This window comes from Pseudomonas sp. 05N431 (assembly GCF_056397005.1).
Window position 1 is genome coordinate 39807 of sequence record NZ_JBFTMN010000013.1, and the last position, 12993, is coordinate 52799.

Consider the following 12993-nt stretch of genomic DNA (forward strand, 5'->3'; position numbering starts at 1 on the left):
CCTGCGTGAACGGACCGCTCGACACGTCACGCAGCCCATCGAACACGATTGCGTGTCGCATCGAGTGTGGTAATCCACACAGTATAGGTCCATCGCAGGGCCGCCAAAGACCCTTACGGCGTACCGAACATCGCCGTCCAGTAAATCCCCGCATCACTCTTCGGATCAACCGCATACGCCGCGCCCAACTCGCGGAACTGCGGGTTCATCAGGTTGGCGCAGTGACCAGGGCTGGCTAGCCAGCCATCGACCACCTTGCGCACCGTGTCTTGCCCGGCGGCAATGTTTTCACCGATCTGCTGGCCGGCGTAGCCTGCCAGTTCAGCCCGATCACCGGGTGTGCGGCCATCGCGGTCCTTGTGGTCGAAGAAGTTGTGATTGGCCATGGCCTGGGTGTGCGTCTGGGCGGCCGTCGCCAGCGTGGCGTTCCAGGCCAGCGGCTGGGTGGCGGCAAAGGACTGGGCGCCGCACTGGCGTGTTTGCTTGCGGGCGCTGTTGATCATCTCGAGCAGCTTCTGTCCCTCGGCCTGCCAGTCGCCCAGGCGACCGACCAACAGCGGGCGCGCGAGCACGATGCGCCACATGGTTCCTTCGTGGCTCACGCCGATATCGACGAATTGCGGGTCCAGCACGACCTGGCAGAAGCTCTCCCGTACGGCCTTCATGGCCGATGGCGCATCTCGCGGGCCGGACAAGGTGATCGCCTGTACGCTGACCATCGGATAAGCCGTACGCGCCAGCGCCTGCTGCAGGTCGCCGATATTGCTGCCGGGCAGGATCAGGCGCGGATCGGCCGCCAGTGGTGGCAACTCCTGAGACACCAGGCTGGCGCAGCGCTGCACCTGGCTGCGGTAGGTGTTGATCGACTCGACCAGCTGCGACTCTTCGGTTGCCACGGCAGTGGCGGCGAACACCAGCCCCAGCGACAACGTGGCCAGACGCATAACGGATGACAGGACGCGCATGAAACTCTCCTTGAGCTGACTGCGCTCATGATGCGCGAATTAGCCCCACCCAGCGCAATGCCTTTTTCGGCTGAAGCCGATTTTGTTTTCCGCGTCATGACCACGGACTACCTCATGACCACCGACTACCTCCTGACCACCGACTACCTCCTGACCATCGACTAACTCCGTAGCAGCTGCCGAGCCCGCGAGGCTGCGTTCGAGGACGAAGTCCTCGCCAATCCTGTGTACGTGGCTTGCTTGAAGGAACGCGTTGTCGGATTTTACGACCGCTGCGCGGCCGAACGCAGCCTCGCGGGCTCGGCAGCTGCTACGGGGGGAGCGTAAAGATGTGCAGTTTTTTGTCACGTCACGAGACGTCGGCGGGGAGAGAAGAGCGCGTTGCCAGAACGTGGCTTCCCTGCGTAATGACGAGCGCAGCGGCGATCAGCGCCAGGGCGACGGCGAACGTGATCCGCATAGCGCTGGCAACGGCCTCGGGACGCGCCGTGGTGATGTCGTTTGTTGCCGATGCGAGCACGAACACCGCACCCAATGCAGATGCACCAGTGATCAGCCCGAGGTTGCGCGACAGGTTGAGCATGCCGGAGATAACCCCGCGCTGGTCCGGGAGAATATCGCTCATGACTGCGGTGTTGTTGGCCGTCTGGAACAGCGCGTAGCCAATGGTGATGACGACCATCGGGGCGATGTAGCCGAAGATACCGAGTGTCTCCGGTATCAGCGAGAGCATGAGGCAACCGCTCGCCACTGCGATGAGCCCGAAGACGGTCATGCGCTGGGCGCCAAAACGGTCCGTAAGGCGACCGGCGGGCACCCCGGTCAGCGCCGCGAAAACCGGCCCGACCGACAAGGCAAGCCCGACAAACGCGGCGTCAAGCCCGAGGGCATGCGAGAGATAAAACGGCCCGACCACCAGCGTCGCCATCATCACCGTAGAGACGAGCGCGCTCATGGCGAGGCTCCCGCTCAGCACCGGATCGCGGAACATCGCCAATCGGATCAACGGCGAGGCAACTCGCGCTTCGACGAGCACGAAGAGGCCGACGCCGAAGGCTGCCGCCAGCAGCAGGGCCACATTGAGTGGACCGAAACTGCCGCGCCCAATCGTCATGGCCAGCGCATACGCCGCAAGCGTCAGGGCCAGCAGCAACGTACCCAAAGGGTCGAAGCCGGCGCGCTCAGGCTTCGGCGCTTGGCGATCGGCGGGCAGGTAACGATGGGCGAGCAGAAACGTCAGGACTCCCAACGGTACGCTAATCAGAAAGATCGCCTGCCAGCCGAGGCCGGCGATCAGCACGCCGCCGAGCGACGGCCCCAGCGCGGTGCCGATCGCGGACATCGTCCCGAGCAAGCCCATGGCCCTACCGGTTTTTTCCTTCGAAACCGTCTCGCCGACAAAGGCCATGGTCAGGGCCATCATGATGGCCGCGCCGAGGCCTTGCAGCGCCCGGGCGGCAATCAGCAGCCAGAGCGTGGGCGCGACGCTGCACAGGGCCGAGGCCAGCGTGAACAGGAAAATGCCGGCCAGTAGCAGCCGTCGACGCCCGGTGATGTCACCGAAACGTCCGACGCTGACGATCAGGGTGGTGATGGCGAGGAGGTAAGCGAGAACGATCCACTGGACTTCCTGGAAGGAGGCGTTGAACACCTGTGCCAACGTCGGCAAGCCGACATTGGCGATGCTGGTGCCGAGCGAGGACAGCAACATGGATAACGAAAGGCTGGCGAGCGCCCAGCGAACCGAGGGTACTCGTGGCGCGCTGCCGGCGACGGCTTCATCTCGTTCTGCACTGATTGGCTTCATCATGTTCCCTTTGTTTGGCGACTTCCGAAACGGAGCTGTCAGAAATCTACGCCGGCGCATAACATGGCGGAAGACGCACCGTTTGCACTTAATTCGTGCGTCTAGCGCCTTATCATCCTCACGCCGTTCCAAGGGGCGATCCATGTCGACACCTGATCTCAACTTGCTGGTCACCCTTGATGTGCTGCTCGCTGAAGGCAGCGTGGCACGCGCCGCGAAGCGCTTGCGGCTGAGCCCGTCGGCGATGAGCCGGGCACTGGCGCGACTGCGTGAAACAACCGGCGATCCGCTGTTGGTCAGGGCCGGGCGCGGTCTTGTACCCACCCCGAGAGCGCTCGAACTGCGCGAGCAGGTCAGTCAGCTGGTGCAGGACGCCGAGGCGGTTCTGCGCCCGGCCGAAATGCTCAATCTCCAACAGCTGGTCCGCACCTTCACGCTGCGCACCAGTGAAGGTTTTGTGGAGAGTTTCGGCGCGCAGCTGATTGCACGCGTCGGCGAGCAAGCCCCCGGCGTGCGGCTGCGGTTCGTACAGAAGCCCGATAAAGACAGCACGCCACTTCGCGACGGGAGCGTCGATCTGGAAACGGGTGTGGTGGGAAAAAGTGAAGGCCCCGAGGTGCGTACGCAGGCACTGTTCAGGGACCGTTTCATTGGCGTTGTACGAAAGGGGCATCCGCTGAGCCAGGGCGAGATCACGCCCGCCCGTTACGTGGCGGGCAGGCACATTTACGTTTCCCGGCGGGGGCTCGACAAGGGGCCTATCGATGAAGCCCTGAAGTCGCTGGAGCTTGCACGGGAAGTGGTGACCATCGTCGGCGGATTTTCAACCGCACTGGCGCTCGCCCGGGCCAGCGACCTGATCGCCAGCGTTCCGCAGCGGCACACCGAAAGCCTGCGCGCCGGCATGCACAGCTTTGCGCTTCCACTCAGCCTGCCGACGTTCACCGTCTCAATGCTCTGGCATCCACGGCTGGATGCCGACCTGGCGCATCGCTGGTTGCGCGGGTGCCTTCGGGAGGTGTGCGCGCAGCCGAGCAATGAGCGGGCTTTGGACGTGAGCGCGGTTGAAGAGGGGGCGTGTCTTACACCAGCAGATACGAAAAAGCCCGCACAAGGCGGGCTTTGAAAATCGAGTAGGTGGCCGGCGCTGGTCCCCGGCTTACAAGGTTTATCAGGCCTCTCACAGAATCGCATTGAAACACTCTGATTTGCTCATCTGCTTCACACGGCATAAGGGCTGGATCTCAGCGCGGAGATCTTTCTAACCGTGTACCCTTCGGAACGCGCCCCACGTTTCCTTGCTATCCTCTTGCGCATCAGTCTGCGTCTTCACCTACAGTTTCAGGATAGCAAAAAGTCCAAAGCGCTGGCCGGGCTTTTTTAGACCGATTGCCTTCAAGGAAGAGAGCGGCAGGATGGAAAAATGCTATCGCCAGCCGGAGATTTTTGGCGCCTTCGGCCCATGTGCATCGCTGATGGCTGGGCGGATGGAACGGTCAGCCCTTGGAGTTTTGCAGGCAACCTCCCGGACGAAACGTTACGAAGGTTGGTACCGGCAAATAATCTATCCGGGATATTGGAACCGTTCCACGGTCACTCGGGCAACCCGGCCAACCGAAGTCCATCGACGAGGCGCGCGAAATCCTCGCGCCGTTGGATGGGCAGCCAGTCTTTCAGGGTGGAGAGGCGCAAAGAGGAATCCAGCTCGCGAAGACGCTGCATCGCCACCTGTGCTTTATCCATTCGTCCGCTGAGGGCATGACTGGCCGCCACCAAGGCCACCGGGGGCAGGAAACTGGGCAGGTTGCCCAGCGCCTTTTCCGCCCAGTCCGTCGTGAGATCGAAGCGCCCGGCAAAGAAATGCGCGAGCGCCATTCCGACCTGCATCCTGAACATTTCCGGATCCAGCGGACTCAAGCGAACGGCATGGGTAAGCTGTTCGATGGCGGCGTCTGTTTCACCGCGCAGCGTGCGCAGGATACCGCCCAGGTACCAGGCAGGGGCGAGGTTGGGGTTGAGCAGACGTGCCCTGTCGAGCAATGCAATGCCGCCGTCAACATCGCCGGTGAGGTGGCTTAATGCATGTCCGCCTCGCGTCAACGCGACTGCATCATCCCGGCCAAGCGTCACCGCCAAACGCGCGAGCCGTACACCCTCAGCGATCTCTTGCGTACGATCGGTCATCCAGCCATTCAGCTTGCGCCAGAAGTGACACCAGGCTGCCATGCCATAGGCCGATGCAAATTCCGGATCGAGCTCGATGGCCTTGTAGAACAACGGCAGCGCCTGGTCGAGGGCTTCCCGGGTGCCGTTGTGCAGTTTTGCCATTCCGCGCAGGTAGTAGTCGTAGGCGTCCAGGCTTTCCGTCGGTTTGCGTTTGGCCCGTTCGATTTCTGCCCGTTCGAGCTGCGGTGCGATGGCTCCGACGACGCTTTCGGCAATTTGATCCTGCAGCTCGAAGATGTCGTTGAGCGTGCCTTCGAAGCGCTCCGCCCAGATATGCGTCCCGCTCGTCGCGTCGATGAGCTGCCCGGTGATGCGTACCTTGTTCCCGCACTTGCGCACGCTGCCTTCCAGCACGTAGCGAACGCCTAGCTCCTGGCTGATGCCCGTGGCGTCTATCGTCCGGCCCTTGTAGGTGAAGCTCGAATTGCGCGCGATGACGAACAGCCAGCGGATACGCGACAGGGCAGCGATGATGTCTTCGACGACGCCGTCAGCGAAATATTCCTGCTCCGGATCGCCGCTCAAGTTCTGGAAGGGCAAGACGGTAATCGAGGGTTTGTCCGGGAGGACGAGCGAGGAGGAGGGCGTTTCCTTCGGGTCTGTGTGCGCGTGTTCGTCGATGGCAGGCTGGTCCGGCTGTTGCGCTCCGCCGATCCCGCCGACCTTGACCTGGCCGACAAAGCGGTAGCCCTTGCGGGCGACGGTGCGCACCAGGCGCTGTTCCTCACCCGTATCACCGATGGCCTTGCGCACCGCATTGATGTGACTGGTGATCGTCGATTCCGAGACGATCCGGCCGCTCCACACTGCCTTGAGCAGGTCGTCTTTGCTGACGACACGATCGGGGTTGTTGACGAACAGCAGCAACAGATCGAAAACCTGCGGTCCGACGGCCACGGTTTGCCCGCGCAAGGTGAGTTCCCGGCGCTCCTCATCGAGCACGTAGTCTTCAAACACGAATGGCAAAGTGTGGTTCCCCTGGCGAAGCGCCCTCAACTCCGTGTCCCGGGCGACTGGCGATTAGTATTTGATTTGATGATACGGCAGCGCTAAACCCGCTGCACCGTCCGTGGCAGAGACGGCGGCGGACAGCGGCGTCTTTGGACGTAAAACCAAGCATTCGTGGAGGGAAAACCATAGTAGGCACAAGGACTAAGTTCACGCGCGCAGGCAATCTCCCCTTACACCGACGCAATGGTTGCAGTCGATACGTGGAGAAAGCCCATGAAGATCGTCGTCATCGGAGGCACCGGCCTCATCGGATCGAAACTTGTGAAGAACCTCCGCGAGCGCGGCCATGACGTGCTCGCTGCAAGCCCCAGCACGGGCGTAAACAGCATCACCCGCGAGGGCCTGGCCCAAGCGATGGATGGTACCGACATCGTCGTCGACGTGGCGAACGCGCCGTCGTGGGAGGACCAGGCCGTCCTCGAGTTTTTCGAAACGTCGAGCCGTAACCTGCTGGCCGCCGAAGCGGCTGCCGGGGTTCGCCATCACGTTGCCCTGTCGATTGTCGGGAGCGAACGGCTTCCCGATAACGGCTATTTCCGGGCCAAGGTCGCGCAGGAAAACCTCATCAAGGCATCCGGTATTCCTTACTCAATTTTGCGTGCCACGCAGTTCTTCGAATTTGTCGGCGGCATTGCCCAATCGTTTACCGTCGGCGAAGAACTTTGCGTTTCGCCGGCGCTGATCCAGCCGATGGCGTCCGACGACGTGGTGGCGGCACTGACCGACGTCGTGCTTGCAGCGCCGGTCAATGGCACGGTCGAAGTCGCGGGGCCCGAGGCCATGCCACTCGACGAGTTGATCAGGCGTTTTCTGCGGGCCACTCAGGATACTCGCCAGGTCGTACCGGACGTACACGCACGCTACTACGGCGCCGTGCTTGACGATCGATCGCTGACCCCCGGCAAGAACCCGCGCCTGGGCGCGATCCGTTTCGAAGACTGGCTCAGCCAGTCAACGGCCGAAGCGGGCCGCTGAGGCCTCCAGGGATAACTCAGGAAGGCGCCGCCCCGGTAGTGGGGCGCGCCGTCATAACCCCTGCACACGAAGGAGTATTGCCATGGTTGCCCGATTTCTCTTAGCCGCGGCTTTCGCAGCACTGTCGATCAGCGCAGCGTCGGCCGCTGAGCCGCCCGCCGCCAAGGTGACAGTCGTGTTTGACCGCCCCATTCCCAACATCCCTGGCAAGAGCATGAAGGGTGTGGTTGTCGAGTATGGGCCGGGCGCCGCGTCGCCGTCCCACACCCATCCGAAAACGGCCTTCATCTATGCAACGGTCCTGGAGGGCGCGTTTCGTATCAAAGTCAAAGGCCAGCCGGAAAAGATCTACCACGTCGGCGAAAACTTCGTAGAGGAGCCGGGGTCCGTGCACGAAGTCAGCGCCAACGCCAGCGACACCGAACCTGCACGCCTGTTGGCCGTGTTCGTCCTCGACACCAACGAAAAGACACTCGTCACACCTATCAAAAAGTGAGCCGATCAACGCGCTCATAAATGCTCGACAGCCGGGCGGCCAGCCGCTGCCGCCCTGGGCTGCTGTAGTGCATGGCATTGAACAGGAAATGAAAAAATGAACTCGCTCCAGGACAAGGCCGCCATTGCCACCGAGGCAATCGCCGGGCCCCCCGTCGTAGTGGCGCGGCGAAGCACGCGCAAGACAATCGGCATACTGCTGTGCGTCGGCGCGGTGGTGGTCGTGGCTGCCTGGGGGACCATGGCTGTTTCGAGCGGCACAACCTCGACCGATAACGCCTATGTTCGCGGTGACGTGACCTCACTCGCCGCCAAGGTGGCCGGCTATGTCACTGCGGTAGAGGTCGTGGACAACCAGACTGTCCGGGCGGGTGACGTCCTGTTTCGTATCGATGACCGGGATTATCGCGCAAAGCTTGCGCAAGCAGAGGCTAATGTCAGCGCGGCAAAGGCTCGCCTGACCCATGTCGATGCGCAGACCCAGCTTCAGCGTGCGTTGATTCGGCAGGCCGAAGCTCAAAGACGTTCAGCCAGTGCCGACATGGATCTGGCAACCAAGACCCACGATCGCAGTCGCAAACTGATCGGCAGCAACGCGGTGAGCCAGGCCTTGTTCGATGAAACCGGCACGGCGCGTTCCAGAGCCGAGGCATCGGTATCGGCCGCTTCGGCAACGGTGGAGGCACAACAGCAACACATCGCCGTCTATGTGGCCGAGCGAGAGGCTGCCGTGGCGGCCGTGTCGCAAGCACAGGCTGCGCGCGATCTCGCCCAGATCGATCTTGACTACACCGTGGTACGCGCCCCAGTGGATGGCGTCGTCGGTAACCGCCAGGTTCGTGTCGGCCGGCTCGTGACGCCGGGCGTTTCCTTGCTCGATATCGTTCCGGTCAATGATGTGTGGGTCGTGGCCAATTTCAAGGAAACCCAGCTCGAACATATCCGCTCTGGACAGCGCGTGCGCATCACGGTCGATGGCTACCCCAACACGGCACTTGAAGGCGTGGTCGACAGCTTTGCGCCGGGGAGTGGGGCGGCGTTCAGCTTGCTGCCGCCTGACAACGCAACCGGGAACTTTGTCCGTGTCGTGCAGCGGGTTCCGGTCAAGATCCGGCTGGCCGACAATCCGCTGCCGGGGCGCATCGTGCCAGGTCTGTCCGCGCGGGTGGAGGTGACGCAAGGGGGCGGCTCATGAACACCTTTGCCAGCGTACCGCCGAGCGGCGCCAAGGCTACGACGGGCGTCCTGCTCATCATGGGCATCGTGCTGGCCACACTGACGGAGGCGATCGCCGGCACCGTTCTATCGATCGGGCGCGGCGATATCATCGGCGACATCTATGCAACACCTGATGAATTCGCCTGGCTGGATGTCGGCTACACCACGCTCAAGCTGATCGGGTTCATCATGGCCTCATGGCTGATGCAGCGTTTTTCTGCGCGTAACCTGATCATCGGTTCAACCCTGGCCATGGGCCTGGCGTGCTGCATGGCCGCCATCATCGCTCGACTGGACCTGCTGATCGCGCTTCGGATCATTCAAGGCTTCGCCGGTGGCACCCTGCTGGTGACGGGTCAGGCGATGATTTTTCGTGCCTCGCCGCGAGCCTTTCAGCCGATTCTTCAAGCTCTGTTTGCCATGGGGTCGGTGGTTGCGCCAGCGACTATTGCCCCGGCTCTTCAGGGGTGGTTGATCGACAGTCAGTCCTGGACCTGGATTTTCTTCAGCGTGTTACCGCTGGCCCTGGCGGCGACGGGTCTTTTGCTCATTGCAGACGGTCCATCGCCTGCCAAGGTCCGGCAGCGTCGCTTTGACTGGCTCGGCTTCTCCCTGATCTCGGCCACCTTGTTCTGTTTCACCTACGTGCTCAGCCAAGGCAGCCGATGGGACTGGTTCGAGGAACCTCGGATCCTGATGCTGACAATGATCGGCACCGCCGCGCTGCTGGCATTTTTCGGCCAACAAGCGTTGGCCAAAGGCCCGGGGCTATTCGATTTCACGGTGTTCAAATCGGGTGATTTTACCTTTGCCTTTATCGTCAGCTTTGTCGCTGGCGCCGCTTTGTTCGGCAGCGCATTTCTGATTCCGGCATTCGCCCTGTCGGTGCTGGCGTTCACCCCGACCGACGCCGGCTTGCTCCTGCTGCCCAGTGGCGGTTTGTTTGTCGGCTCGCTGCTCATCGCTGCCTTTTTTATCAAAGTGCGCCGCGTTCCACCGGTTGCGACAGTGCCCTTTGGCATCCTGCTGATCATGGGGGCGATGTGGATGCTGTCCGGCTCCACCAGCGACAGCGGCGCCGGTGACATGATGGCGGCTATCCTGTTGCGCGGCCTGGGCCTTGGCTTCCTGTTTCTGTCAATTACGCTGATCGCCTTCAGCGACCTCAACAGCCGCAACCTCGCCTTCGGCATCGGGCTGTTCAATACCGGGCGTCAATTGGGTGGCTTAATGGGGGTCGCCGGGCTCCAGACCCTGATCGACCATCACATCGTCATCAATGTCGCGGCTCTCGGCGCCAACGTCACCCCAGGGGGAAACACGCTCATCGAACGGCTGACGACCACCACGGCGATGTTGGCGGGGAAGGGGATGGATCAAGCGGCCGCTGGCAGGGCAGCGACGAGCCTCTTGGGCAAGGTCGTATCAGGTCAGGCCACGGTGATTGCCTTCGACACCGCGTTCTACGCCGTGGCCCTGCTGTTTGTCGTTGCCGCGCCCCTACTGATCGGCATCAAGATCGGTTTGGTGCGATACGCGAAAGCGCGAGCTGTCGCGTGAGACAGCCCACACCAACCGAGCCCCTGAAACGTCAGCGACAAATACTGTCTGCCAATCTCCTGGCCTGCTGAGTCGCGGCCTCACGCGCGCTGCGATCAACGTCTTCGCCCAGGATGGTTTTCTCCACGATCACCGAATGCACATCCGTCACGCCGACAAATTTCAGCCAGGCTTCAACATAGGGCTTCTGAAAATCGAAGCGCGTTGCCGGCGTGCTCGACTGCGCCGAAAAATCCAGGCCACGGGCGTACATCACCACAGCGGTTTTGTTGAGCAGCATGCCCTCCAGGCCGCGCTCCGCATCAACGCTAAACAGGATGTCTTTCTGCGACACCAGGTCGATGAAGTGCTTGAGCTTGTACGGGATGCTGAAGTTCCACAGCGGTACGGACATCACCAGCACATCCGAGCGGTGCAGGTGACTTGCCAGCTCTTTCAAGGTGTTCCAGGCGTCTTGTTGTGCCGGGGTTAAAGGCGTGCCATTGAGCCCGGCGTACTTGGCCTCCATGGCCAGATCATCGAATTCCGGTAACGCCATGTTCCAAAGGTCGAGCGTGATGATTTCGGTGTCTGGGGCGTGTTCTTGGTAACGCGCAATGAAGCTGCGGGCGACTTCAAGGGAGGCCGAGCGCTGCTTGCGCGGAGAACATTCAATGTGCAGAAGAGTCGTCATGGTGCGCCTCGATTGGTGGGGGGGTAGGGCAGTGGGCGCATTGCAACATAGTTGGATTTGAAATATAAATCGTAAATTAATAAGCCATTGATCACGAATAAAACTATGTTCGATACACTGCTGCTCAAGACATTTGTCACTGTCGTCGATGAAGAAGGCTTCAGCCGTGCCGCCCAGAAGCTGCACCTCACTCAGTCTGCGGTCAGTGGCCACGTGCGGCGATTGGAAGAACAGGTTGGCAAACCGCTGTTGACGCGGACCACGCGCTCCCAGCAATTGACTCCCGATGGCGAACGCCTGGTCTCTTATGCGCGCACGATCCTTGTGCTGAACCGTGATGCCTGGGCAGAACTGACGCGCACGCCGTTTCACGGGCGGCTGCGGATCGGGGGGTCCGAGGATTTTGTCGAGTCGCGGTTACTGCGCACTTTTCAGGATTTCGCGGCGCAGTACCCGGGCATGGAAATCGACGTGCAGGTGGGCATTCCTGGCACGCTGCTGAACCTGATGAAGCAAGGCCATCTGGAGCTGGTCATCGGTTCTCTATGCGAAACCAGCGAAGCGGGGCTGCTGTTGTGGCAAGAGCCGCTGGTGTGGGCTTGGCCAGCGCAACCCGTCACCCAATTACCGACGCCGTTGCCGCTGGCCCTGTTCCCCGAGCCGTGCCCTTATCGAGAGGCAGCACTGACGCGGCTGGCCCAGGCGGGCATCGCCCAACGCACGGCGATGTTATGCAGCAGCGCTGCCGGGTTGCGGGCGGCAGCGCTTGCAGGCTTCGCAGTCGCACCCATGCCTCTCAGCCAGGTGGGGCAAGGGCTGGCGGTACTCGGGAGCGAACAAGGGTTACCGGATTTGCCGGATGTGCAGTTTCGGTTGTTCACCTCTCCTGAAGCGGATCAGGCGATTGTGGCAGCGGTCACTCAGTTGATTGTGGAGTATTGCTCTACGCGCAGGGCTTGAGCGTCTTTGCCTCTGCGGTCGACTCATCGATAGGTGGCGTAGTCATTTGATCGTAACAACGACCTTGCCCTTGGCTCGTCCCTGCTCGACGTACTCCAATGCCTCTGCCGTAGATTCAAAGGGGAAGGAGCGGTCAACCACAGGTTTGATGATTCCGGCCTCAATGAGCGTGGTGATTTGTTGCAGTTGGGCGCCATTTGCGCGCATGAACACGAACGCGTAGCTGACGTCCTGCTTGCGTGCCTTGCGCCGAATACCGAGGCTCAGCAGGCGCATGACTTGCTGCAATGGCCAGGACAACCCTTGCTCCTGCGCGAACTGCGCAGTGGGTGGCCCTGAGATGGAAATGAGTTGGCCACCGGGTTTGAGGACCTTGAGTGACTTCTCCAGTACGTCTGCGCCGAGGCTGTTCAACACCACGTCGTAGTCGTGCAAGACACTGTCGAAGTTCTGCTGTGTGTAGTCGATCACCAGGTCGGCCCCCAGCGCCTTCACCCATTCGACATTCGCGGTGCTGGTGGTGGTCGCAACAAAGCCGCCGAGGTGTTTGGCAAGTTGGATGGCGAGGGTTCCGACACCGCCGGAGCCGGCGTGGATCAGCACTTTCTGGCCCTTTTTCAGTTGGGCGGTTTCGACCAGCACTTGCCAGGCGGTCAGTGCGACCAAGGGGATGGAAGCGGCTTGTGCCATGTTGGTATTGGCAGGTTTCAGGGCGATCGCGTTTTCGTTCACGGCGATCAATTGAGCGAACGTCCCGATCCGCGCTTCGGGCGGGCGAGTGTAGACTTCATCTCCCGGTTTGAAGCGCTTCACGTGCGAGCCAACTTCAACCACGACGCCCGCCAGGTCATTGCCCAGTACCAGCGGAAATGAATAGGGCAGGATCAGTTTGAATTCGCCTTTGCGGATCTTCGAATCCAGCTGGTTGACGCTACTGGCGTGTATCTCAATCAAGACGTCGTGGGCGCCCACCGCGGGGGCGGGCGCTTCGCCAATGCGCCCGGTGTTCTTGCCATAGCGATCAATTAAAAATGCCTTCATCGTGGTGCGGCTCTTGTCGGTTGGAATGAGGGTGGGCGGAGCGTTTGCGGCGTTGCTGCGCC

The 12993-nt window shown here is 61.5% G+C and carries 12 protein-coding genes; 7 read left to right on the forward strand and 5 right to left on the reverse strand.

Going from position 1 to position 12993, the window contains the following annotated elements; all coding sequences use genetic code 11:
* Positions 1–113 precede the first annotated feature (113 nt).
* Positions 114–965, reverse strand: coding sequence for a CAP domain-containing protein (locus tag AC1DIG_RS21190; protein WP_477768864.1), 852 nt, complete (start codon positions 963–965; stop codon positions 114–116).
* A 27-nt stretch (positions 966–992) separates the two neighbouring features.
* Between AC1DIG_RS21190 and AC1DIG_RS21195 the strand changes: the two genes are divergently transcribed.
* A complete protein-coding gene (locus AC1DIG_RS21195; RefSeq protein ID WP_477768865.1) occupies positions 993–1130 on the forward strand; it encodes a hypothetical protein in 138 nt (45 codons plus the stop codon).
* 184 nt (positions 1131–1314) lie between these two features.
* Here AC1DIG_RS21195 and AC1DIG_RS21200 read toward each other — a convergent pair whose 3' ends face one another.
* A complete protein-coding gene (locus AC1DIG_RS21200; RefSeq protein WP_477768866.1) occupies positions 1315–2772 on the reverse strand; it encodes an MFS transporter in 1458 nt (485 codons plus the stop codon).
* Between the two features lie 142 nt (positions 2773–2914).
* Here AC1DIG_RS21200 and AC1DIG_RS21205 point away from each other — a divergent pair, with 142 nt between their 5' ends.
* A complete protein-coding gene (locus tag AC1DIG_RS21205) occupies positions 2915–3898 on the forward strand; it encodes a LysR family transcriptional regulator (protein WP_477768867.1) in 984 nt (327 codons plus the stop codon).
* 467 nt (positions 3899–4365) lie between these two features.
* On the opposite strand, the gene AC1DIG_RS21210 is transcribed toward AC1DIG_RS21205, so the two are convergent.
* Positions 4366–5964: a winged helix-turn-helix domain-containing tetratricopeptide repeat protein gene (locus AC1DIG_RS21210; RefSeq protein ID WP_477768868.1), complete on the reverse strand. Its 1599-nt coding sequence runs from the start codon at positions 5962–5964 to the stop codon at positions 4366–4368.
* 258 nt (positions 5965–6222) lie between these two features.
* Here AC1DIG_RS21210 and AC1DIG_RS21215 point away from each other — a divergent pair, with 258 nt between their 5' ends.
* The 4 genes from AC1DIG_RS21215 to AC1DIG_RS21230 all read left to right on the forward strand — a co-directional run bounded on the left by AC1DIG_RS21215 (position 6223) and on the right by AC1DIG_RS21230 (position 10257).
* On the forward strand, positions 6223–6984 hold the full coding sequence (locus AC1DIG_RS21215; protein ID WP_477768869.1) for an SDR family oxidoreductase: 762 nt from the start codon (positions 6223–6225) through the stop codon (positions 6982–6984).
* Positions 6985–7066: 82 nt separating this feature from the next.
* The gene (locus AC1DIG_RS21220; protein ID WP_477768870.1) at positions 7067–7480 is read left to right on the forward strand and encodes a cupin domain-containing protein; all 414 of its coding nucleotides are present in this window, start codon (positions 7067–7069) and stop codon (positions 7478–7480) included.
* A 96-nt stretch (positions 7481–7576) separates the two neighbouring features.
* Positions 7577–8674, forward strand: a complete 1098-nt coding sequence (locus tag AC1DIG_RS21225) for an HlyD family secretion protein (protein ID WP_477768871.1) — start codon at positions 7577–7579, stop codon at positions 8672–8674.
* A complete protein-coding gene (locus AC1DIG_RS21230) occupies positions 8671–10257 on the forward strand; it encodes a DHA2 family efflux MFS transporter permease subunit (protein WP_477768872.1) in 1587 nt (528 codons plus the stop codon). Before AC1DIG_RS21225 ends, AC1DIG_RS21230 begins: the two co-directional genes overlap by 4 nt.
* 31 nt (positions 10258–10288) lie before the next feature.
* On the opposite strand, the gene AC1DIG_RS21235 is transcribed toward AC1DIG_RS21230, so the two are convergent.
* Complete coding sequence (locus tag AC1DIG_RS21235; RefSeq protein WP_477768873.1) at positions 10289–10930, reverse strand: FMN-dependent NADH-azoreductase; 642 nt, start codon at positions 10928–10930, stop codon at positions 10289–10291.
* Positions 10931–11035: 105 nt separating this feature from the next.
* On the opposite strand from AC1DIG_RS21235, the gene AC1DIG_RS21240 reads away from it, so the two are divergent.
* Positions 11036–11890: a LysR substrate-binding domain-containing protein gene (locus AC1DIG_RS21240; protein WP_477768874.1), complete on the forward strand. Its 855-nt coding sequence runs from the start codon at positions 11036–11038 to the stop codon at positions 11888–11890.
* Between the two features lie 42 nt (positions 11891–11932).
* Here the strand turns inward: AC1DIG_RS21240 and AC1DIG_RS21245 are convergent, their stop codons facing one another.
* The gene (locus tag AC1DIG_RS21245) at positions 11933–12931 is read right to left on the reverse strand and encodes an NADP-dependent oxidoreductase (protein WP_477768875.1); all 999 of its coding nucleotides are present in this window, start codon (positions 12929–12931) and stop codon (positions 11933–11935) included.
* Positions 12932–12993: the final 62 nt, after the last annotated feature.

Excerpts from the sequence above, each read along its gene's own strand:
- AC1DIG_RS21190 (WP_477768864.1), bottom strand. The coding sequence starts at position 965 with ATGCGCGTCCTGTCATCCGTTATGCGTCTGGCCACGTTGTCGCTGGGG.
- AC1DIG_RS21195 (WP_477768865.1), top strand. The coding sequence starts at position 993 with ATGATGCGCGAATTAGCCCCACCCAGCGCAATGCCTTTTTCGGCTGAA.
- AC1DIG_RS21200 (WP_477768866.1), bottom strand. The coding sequence starts at position 2,772 with ATGAAGCCAATCAGTGCAGAACGAGATGAAGCCGTCGCCGGCAGCGCG.
- AC1DIG_RS21205 (WP_477768867.1), top strand. The coding sequence starts at position 2,915 with ATGTCGACACCTGATCTCAACTTGCTGGTCACCCTTGATGTGCTGCTC.
- AC1DIG_RS21215 (WP_477768869.1), top strand. The coding sequence starts at position 6,223 with ATGAAGATCGTCGTCATCGGAGGCACCGGCCTCATCGGATCGAAACTT.
- AC1DIG_RS21220 (WP_477768870.1), top strand. The coding sequence starts at position 7,067 with ATGGTTGCCCGATTTCTCTTAGCCGCGGCTTTCGCAGCACTGTCGATC.
- AC1DIG_RS21225 (WP_477768871.1), top strand. The coding sequence starts at position 7,577 with ATGAACTCGCTCCAGGACAAGGCCGCCATTGCCACCGAGGCAATCGCC.
- AC1DIG_RS21230 (WP_477768872.1), top strand. The coding sequence starts at position 8,671 with ATGAACACCTTTGCCAGCGTACCGCCGAGCGGCGCCAAGGCTACGACG.
- AC1DIG_RS21235 (WP_477768873.1), bottom strand. The coding sequence starts at position 10,930 with ATGACGACTCTTCTGCACATTGAATGTTCTCCGCGCAAGCAGCGCTCG.
- AC1DIG_RS21240 (WP_477768874.1), top strand. The coding sequence starts at position 11,036 with ATGTTCGATACACTGCTGCTCAAGACATTTGTCACTGTCGTCGATGAA.
- AC1DIG_RS21245 (WP_477768875.1), bottom strand. The coding sequence starts at position 12,931 with ATGAAGGCATTTTTAATTGATCGCTATGGCAAGAACACCGGGCGCATT.